At 57.7% G+C, this 596-nt stretch carries 1 protein-coding gene; it reads right to left on the bottom strand.

What is annotated here, in order from left to right; genetic code table 11:
• Positions 1-596, bottom strand: a 596-nt coding sequence (locus tag lacNas_RS06975; RefSeq protein WP_244661434.1) for an FAD-dependent oxidoreductase, incomplete at both ends; no start/stop codon positions are given.

The raw sequence follows: 596 nt of genomic DNA, 5'->3' as shown, positions 1-596 counted from the left end.
GCCGAAGCCGCCAGTAGCCAGGATAACCGCCTTGGCCTTGACTTGCCGGCGGCCGTCTGGGCCGACGATTTCAATGCCGCTGACCTTGCCGTTTTCGTCCTGCAAAAGCTTGACCACCTTGGTCTTGTTGAAGACTGGAATGCGGGCAGCTTCAATGCTCTTCAAAAGGCCGGTAATCAAGTAGCCGCCGACAGGTGCCATGGAAGCTGGCCGGTGGGCCCGCTTCTTGCTCATGCCGCCAGTGATCGTCAGGTCATCGAGCTTAACGCCGTATTCCTTCAGCCAGTCGATGGCCAAAGCAGCGTGGTCAACGAAGTAGCTCAGCATTGCCTTGTCGTTCAGCTCGCCGCCGCCTTTCAAGGTTTCTTGGTAAAAGTCAGCCTTGTTGTCGATGATGCCGTGCCGGTACTGAACCAGGGATTCTGCCGCGTTCATCCCGGATGAAGCCTTGCTGGTGTTCCCGCCCAGGACTTCGTTCTTTTCAAAGACCGCAACGCTGGCCCCCAATTCATGAGCCTGCAGAGCAGCTGACAGGCCGGTGCCGCCGGCACCGATGACTACCAGGTCGTAGCTCGGGTTAACTAGATCAATTGGAC

The sequence above is a fragment of the Lactobacillus nasalidis genome (assembly GCF_016587775.1).
Classification (GTDB): domain Bacteria; phylum Bacillota; class Bacilli; order Lactobacillales; family Lactobacillaceae; genus Lactobacillus; species Lactobacillus nasalidis.
This window is presented reverse-complemented; position numbering and strand designations above follow the sequence as displayed.